Annotated in this window: 5 protein-coding genes and 2 tRNA genes; 5 read left to right on the top strand and 2 right to left on the bottom strand. The window is 48.5% G+C overall.

Annotation, left to right across the window (positions count from 1 at the left end; translation table 11 throughout):
• Nucleotides 1–55 precede the first annotated feature (55 nt).
• The 5 genes from HOJ95_15860 to HOJ95_15840 all read left to right on the top strand — a co-directional run bounded on the left by HOJ95_15860 (nucleotide 56) and on the right by HOJ95_15840 (nucleotide 3,636).
• Nucleotides 56–132: transfer RNA gene (locus tag HOJ95_15860), tRNA-Lys, on the top strand.
• Between the two features lie 465 nt (nucleotides 133–597).
• The gene (locus HOJ95_15855) at nucleotides 598–1,209 is read left to right on the top strand and encodes a hypothetical protein (GenBank protein ID MBT6396173.1); all 612 of its coding nucleotides are present in this window, start codon (nucleotides 598–600) and stop codon (nucleotides 1,207–1,209) included.
• A gap of 8 nt (nucleotides 1,210–1,217) precedes the next feature.
• The gene (locus HOJ95_15850; protein MBT6396172.1) at nucleotides 1,218–1,580 is read left to right on the top strand and encodes a PAS domain S-box protein; all 363 of its coding nucleotides are present in this window, start codon (nucleotides 1,218–1,220) and stop codon (nucleotides 1,578–1,580) included.
• Between the two features lie 185 nt (nucleotides 1,581–1,765).
• Nucleotides 1,766–1,848 (top strand) — tRNA-Lys (locus HOJ95_15845).
• A 177-nt stretch (nucleotides 1,849–2,025) separates the two neighbouring features.
• On the top strand, nucleotides 2,026–3,636 hold the full coding sequence (locus HOJ95_15840; protein ID MBT6396171.1) for a PAS domain-containing protein: 1,611 nt from the start codon (nucleotides 2,026–2,028) through the stop codon (nucleotides 3,634–3,636).
• 77 nt (nucleotides 3,637–3,713) lie between these two features.
• Here the strand turns inward: HOJ95_15840 and HOJ95_15835 are convergent, their stop codons facing one another.
• On the bottom strand, nucleotides 3,714–4,913 hold the full coding sequence (locus HOJ95_15835) for an aminopeptidase P family protein (GenBank protein ID MBT6396170.1): 1,200 nt from the start codon (nucleotides 4,911–4,913) through the stop codon (nucleotides 3,714–3,716).
• A 59-nt stretch (nucleotides 4,914–4,972) separates the two neighbouring features.
• Nucleotides 4,973–5,938, bottom strand: coding sequence for an NADPH:quinone reductase (locus HOJ95_15830; protein MBT6396169.1), 966 nt, complete (start codon nucleotides 5,936–5,938; stop codon nucleotides 4,973–4,975).
• Nucleotides 5,939–6,000 lie beyond the last annotated feature (62 nt).

Below are 6,000 nucleotides of genomic sequence, written 5' to 3'. Positions count from 1 at the left end.
TCGGAAAGAGAAGCTGAGTTTTAATTGGAAAGGGATTTCCTTTCCGAACGGTTTCGGATCGCTAGCTCAACCAGGTAGAGCAACGGACTCTTAATCCGTAGGTTCGGGGTTCGATTCCCCGGCGGTCCACCAGATTATGTTTAGGAAACCCGGGACTTTCCCGGGTTTCCTTTTTTGGGGAAGGAGAGGGATTTTCCTCGACTGCGACATCCTCCAGCAAAATTAGCCCCACCCCAGCCAACTAGGGCCAAGGTGGGGTTTATGCTAACTGAATGATATCTCTCCTAATCCATCCAATTATCGGGTTGTGAACACCTAACTGCTAAGGTTTCCGAGCCCAGGGTGATATTGGTAGCGGGTTTGAAAGTGGGCGGTTCCGCTCCTATTTTTCACTTTCAAGAATTTGCCTGACACACCCGTAAAATATCCAATTCAAGTCAATATGACCAAAAAATGACTTTTCCTTGACAAGTCTAAGACAACAAGAAAAATCCAACGGATTAGATTTAAGTTAGGAATTTTGAACTTGTTTGAATTGTACCCCGTAGAAACTTAAGGGGGTGCCAATGAAGTTTGGGTTTTTCGGAGATAGGTTCGATGTCTGCAGATTTAATCGATTTTTGGGCTTCAGGATCCATACCATGGGTCGAATTTATTTTGCTACTCGTTGTGGTCAACGCTCTCTTGCTTTCAGGAGGCGGAAGCAAAAAGGGATTGCTCCGCTGGGTGTCGAAAATCACGACAGGCATGTCCAAGAAGAGTAGGTCTGCCAATGCTAAAGCCGCCACCGTGAGCGCGAAAAGGAAGCGTTCATCCGAGAACAAGGGCTGGGATGTTAACCTGCCGGTGGCTACTCCAACTTTCAAAGTGAATTCGAAAAGGAAGCGCTCGCCCAATCGCGAGAGTTGGTCATCAAGTGAAATCCCGATGGCGCAATCATCGTTCAGCGTGAGCGAACTCAGAATTCAATCGTCAAAAAGGTTGAACAAGGAATGGGCGTTTGATGAGGTTGTGTCGAGCGGCGTGAAACAGACCGTTAAGCCAAGCCGGTCAGCCGCGACGATAAAGGACGCTCCCCGTGTCAGGAACGCCGTCTCTAAATTTGCTCCAGCTGAATCGAAAGTGCTTAATTTCCCTCTTCAGAAAATGCTATCTCCCATCCGCATCGGGCGGCGCAGTTGTACTCGTGAAATTCCTGAAATGGAATAGGAGTTAATATGCTTGAAAAAGAATCCTTTAATGAATTACTGTTTCGGGATGTTTTGGATTTTGTTAATGAAGTTGTGATTGTTGTTGAAAAAGATACCGGTAATGTCCTGCTCTGGAATTTGGCTGCGGAAGATATGTACGGCTATACCAAGGATGAAATCTTGGGGAAAAGTATTAACACGATAATTCCAGACGGTTATACAGCAGCCCCACGCCGAGAAGATGTTTTTGAATCTGATATTTCTGAATCTTTCAAATCTGTACGGCAAGGGAAGAATGGTGATTTGCAAGTAGTGGAAATTGAACTTCATCCTCTACGAAATAAAATTGGTAAACTCGCAGCCGTTTTGGGAATTCATTGTTTCGCCTGATTGTTATGTATCAAGTAGGAATGGGTAGACTGTAGTCCGGGATGATAAAGCACGTATAAGACACTGTTACTCGACTGAATCTGAATTTCGACATGCTTGGTTAAATTCAGTCCCACCCCAGCCAACCCGAGTTTAGGTGGGGCGTTCGATAACTATTTGATATGTTTTCTAAACTCTTCAAATAGAGAGAGTTGCTCATTCTTCCCATTTTCCTCTTCGTCGACTCTTAATCCGTAGGTTCGGGGTTCGATTCCCCGGCGGTCCACCATAATTTCACTAGGAAACCCGGGGCTTTCCCGGATTTTCTCTTTTTTTGCGATTTTTTTACACATTCATAACAATTTTTCGGCCCATGTATATATATTGTTAGTGGATGTTTTTGTCTTATTTGGCAATATGCTCGATTCTATTGCGCCAAAGTGAACAGTCAACGGAGATACAAAAGATGCTAACAATTACTGAGAAGATAGGCGGCAAGGAGTATGTTCAGGCGATTTTGGACATCACTTATGAAAAAATTCTCCTCGACTCAAGAGTTTCTCGCTTCATCGACAGCATGGGCGTTAACGGACAGGCGGGAAAACGAATTCCGTTTCTGGCGTATGCCCTTGAGGGAGCGGATGAAATGTCGGGCAATGACATGCGTCGGGCTCATGCGACTCTGGTCGAGGAGGGTTTGGATGACGTCCATTTCGATGCAATTGCGGAACATCTGAAATCCACGTTGACCGGGTCGGAGGTGTCTCCTGAACTCATCGAAGAAATCATGGCCATGATTGAATCAACCCGCAAGAAGGTGCTTGGGAAAGATTCCGATGAAAAATCCGAGGAAGGTGGAATTCAAGATTTCAACGACGAGGCCCTGAGAAACGAGCTTATTGGGCTTGCTGGAAACGAGTTGGAATTCATCGCCAAGAATACCGGCGAGTCCGTAGGAAAACAATTAACCACCATAAGGCACAGCATAGATGATTTCGGCAACATTCAAAAGAAAATCGAGGAAGTTAACAAAGAGGCCACGGAAATTCATTCGCATATGGATACGGTCGCTCGTGAGTCCATAGACAGTGCGACTCAGTTGGAAGAAGTTTCCAACAAAATGTTAAATCTCGAGCAACGTTTTGGCTCCATCAACAATTTATTGAAGACCATTAATACAATCGCAGATCAAACCAACCTCTTGGCTTTAAATGCCACGATAGAGGCGGCCAGGGCTGGGGAAAGCGGCAGGGGCTTTGTTGTGGTTGCCAATGAGGTCAAGGAACTTTCAAAAACGACCAAAACGGCAAATGAGGAGATTCAAACCAATCTTTCTCAAATAGGCCAAGCCATACAAGGTCTGTCTAAAGATATCGAATCTGCCAAGGGGAAAATGAATTCTTCTCTTGAGAAAGTGGATTTAACTCAAAAAAAGATCGTTAACATTGACACTCAAACCTCAGAATTTCATAACATAGTCCTTGAATCAATGAGTAATTTTCAAGCACTGAATGAAAATTCAGGTACGATGGAAAATGATATTTCCGAGCTCAATACCATCGGCAAGACATTTTCATATCTTTTGGAGATGATGAAAAATCAAGGTGTTTTCCAGGAATCCCTTGATCCGCTGGAAAGGTTGGGTCCCATTGTGGCGGCAAGTAATTTCAATGCCCCAGAGCGATTTACTAAAAAGGAAGAAGAATACGTACTGAAAGAAGATGACATTCTCATTTCGGCGACCGACACACGGGGAATCATTACTTTCGCCAATGGGTGTTTTTACGACTTAGCCCAGTACGAGCAGGGGTCTTTGATGGGGAAACCCCATAATATTATCCGCCATCCGGATATGCCCAAAACCGCATTTGCAGATTTATGGAACGTCATAAAAGCGGGAAAACTTTGGCAAGGTTATGTGAAAAATCGTGGGAAACTAGGAAGAATTTACTGGGTAAAAGCTACAGTATTTCCTTGCTTTGATAACGGAAAATGCACTGGATATCTGTCTGTTAGAAGTAAACCCTCGCCAGAGGCGATCAAAACGGCCATTGGAGCCTATAGGCTAGTGCCGTAACGATGTTGCGATCCACCCAAGAAACCCGGGGTTATTCCCGGGTTTCTTTTTTTTGTTCAGCGCACGTGAATATGTTCCTACCGTGTTCGGCCCGTTGATGTGTCCAGTGGATGAACGTCTGTGACAAGTCTCTCATCGAAGGGGAAGGGTGTGTAGATATCCGGGTCGCTTTCGGTGACGACGAGATTGTTCTCCAGTCGGAAACCACCGATTCCCTTCTTGCCGGCATAAGGCTCAAGGTTGAAAGTCATCCCCGCCTCAAGGGGTTTTGGAGAGTCGTAGACGGTGCGGCTGAAGTAGGGAGGCTCCCAAGGGTTAGTGCCTGAGCCGTGGCCCAAGCTGTTAAGCACATAAGGCTCGGCCGCCTTGTACACATCCAGCGTTGTGTTGCCGGGCCTGGCGGCGGCGCACGCGTTCCATACCGAGTTGTAACTCTTCATGTGCCATTCGATTTGCTCGCTTGTCGGTTTAATGTCGCCGCAGATAACAGTGCGTGTGAAGTCGCCCCAATAGCCATTGTAGCAGGCCCCGATGTCGATAATCACCGGGTCGCCCTTTCTGATGTAGCGATCCGAGGTAAAGCGGCGGTAGGGGGCTGTGTACGGGCCCGAGCAAACGATATTGGCGCATTGGGTCCATTCGCTCCCCATGGCGGTCATTGTCTGCCAGGCGACCGAAAGCACTTCGCATTCCTTTACGCCGGGGCGAAGAAAATCTTGCGCTGCGTCCATCGCGGCCTCGGTCATGACTGTAGCGGCTTTTAGGCAGGCGATCTCGTCTGGGGTCTTGGTAATCTTTGCTTTACTCAGCACCGGATAGCCGTTGACGAAGCGGGTTTTCGGGAACGCTTCTTTTAGGCATTCCTCCATAAGCGGATCCCATACATCGATGCCTACGGTTTTATTATCAAGGCTGCCGATGAGGCCAGCTAAAAGGTCTGCCCATTTCTTCACTCCTTCAGGCTCGTTTAGAATGGCACGCTCCTGGATCTGCTCGGGGGCCATCCAGGTCATCGATTCACGGCAATATTCATCGTCCATGGTGAACAGGATCGGCTCTTTTCCCTCGGCCAGGACGGTGGTGAGCTTGTTTGAATATGTTGGGCCAAGATGGGATCTTGCGCTGGTCAGATAGCGTGAATCCTCGGTGGCAAACACGAAGAGCGCATCGACATTGGACTCGGCGAGGGCGTCCTTTGCTTTTTGAAGGCGCTCGCGTTTCATGCGAGGAAAATCGATTCTCTCTTCCCAGTCTACGCTCATGAAACCTTTGGACATGTCGAATCTCCCTCTTTTTCAGTTTTAGGTCTGCCCCTCCGCAAGATAGGAGGCGGCATTTAAATAGACAAAATCACTTTTCCAAGGACTTTTCCGCTCTGAACTCTCTCGTGCGCCTGGTTTGCCTCTTCCAATGAAAACTTTTGGTCGATGTTGATCTTGAACATGCCCTCGCGGAGTAGCGGTGTGAAATGGCGTATCAGCTCCGGCACTCTGGAAAATAAATTCGCAAATACCATGCCGTGGACGCAGGCGTCCTTCCCCATGAGCGCCGGAATTCGGAAGCTCGCTCGGGGCTCTTTTCCAATGCCAATGCCGACTACGACGATGCGGCCCCTCACACGGATGGCATCCATATCTTTGTCAAAATTATCCACACCGGCAACGTCTATGATGGCGTCGACACCTCGCCCGCCGGTAAGCGTCTTGCAACGCTCGGCAAAATCTTCTTCCCGGTAGTTGATCGTTTCATCTGCGCCCATTGAGCGGCAAAACGCCTCTTTCTCGTCTGAGCTTACCGTTGTCAGCACGCGGCATCCGAAGCGTTTAGCTAGCTGTATCGCCGCCATGCCGACACCACCGGCGCCGCCGTGAACAAGGATGGTCTCGCCTGGCCCGACTTCAGCCTTGAAAACCAGGGCATTCCAGGCTGTGAAAAACGGCGATGTGATTCCAGCTCCCTCATCGAAACTATAGGCATCGGGTAGCTCGGCGGCCATCTCTGCGTCAATCCGGACGAGCTCGGCATAACTTTTAAACGCCAGGCCGTAAATGCGCTGGCCAATCTTGAACCCGGTGACGCCCTTGCCGATGGCGGCTACTTCGCCCGAAGTGTTGTGCCCTGGAATGTAGGGAAGTTGCGTCTCATCGCCTCTGCCGCCGAGTCGGATGATAACATCGACTGGATTCACGCCAGCCGCCTCCGCTCTGACAAGAAGTTCGCCTGGTGCGGGCGTTGGGTCTTCAACTTCATCCACCCGCATGGGATTGTTAAGGCCATACTTGTGAACTTGTATCGCTTTCATTCTCGCCTCCGCAGTGTCAGGGCTCACGATAGGAATTTTAGAGGTGTACTAACTATAGGGCA

This window comes from Nitrospinaceae bacterium (genome assembly GCA_018669005.1).
GTDB lineage: Bacteria > UBA8248 > UBA8248 > UBA8248 > UBA8248 > UBA8248.
Note: the sequence above shows the minus strand (reverse complement) of the source record. Positions and strands in the feature narration are given on the sequence as shown.

Coding starts and splice junctions, on each gene's coding strand:
- HOJ95_15835 (MBT6396170.1), bottom strand. CDS start 4,913: ATGTCCAAAGGTTTCATGAGCGTAGACTGGGAAGAGAGAATCGATTTT.
- HOJ95_15850 (MBT6396172.1), top strand. CDS start 1,218: ATGCTTGAAAAAGAATCCTTTAATGAATTACTGTTTCGGGATGTTTTG.
- HOJ95_15840 (MBT6396171.1), top strand. CDS start 2,026: ATGCTAACAATTACTGAGAAGATAGGCGGCAAGGAGTATGTTCAGGCG.
- HOJ95_15830 (MBT6396169.1), bottom strand. CDS start 5,938: ATGAAAGCGATACAAGTTCACAAGTATGGCCTTAACAATCCCATGCGG.
- HOJ95_15855 (MBT6396173.1), top strand. CDS start 598: ATGTCTGCAGATTTAATCGATTTTTGGGCTTCAGGATCCATACCATGG.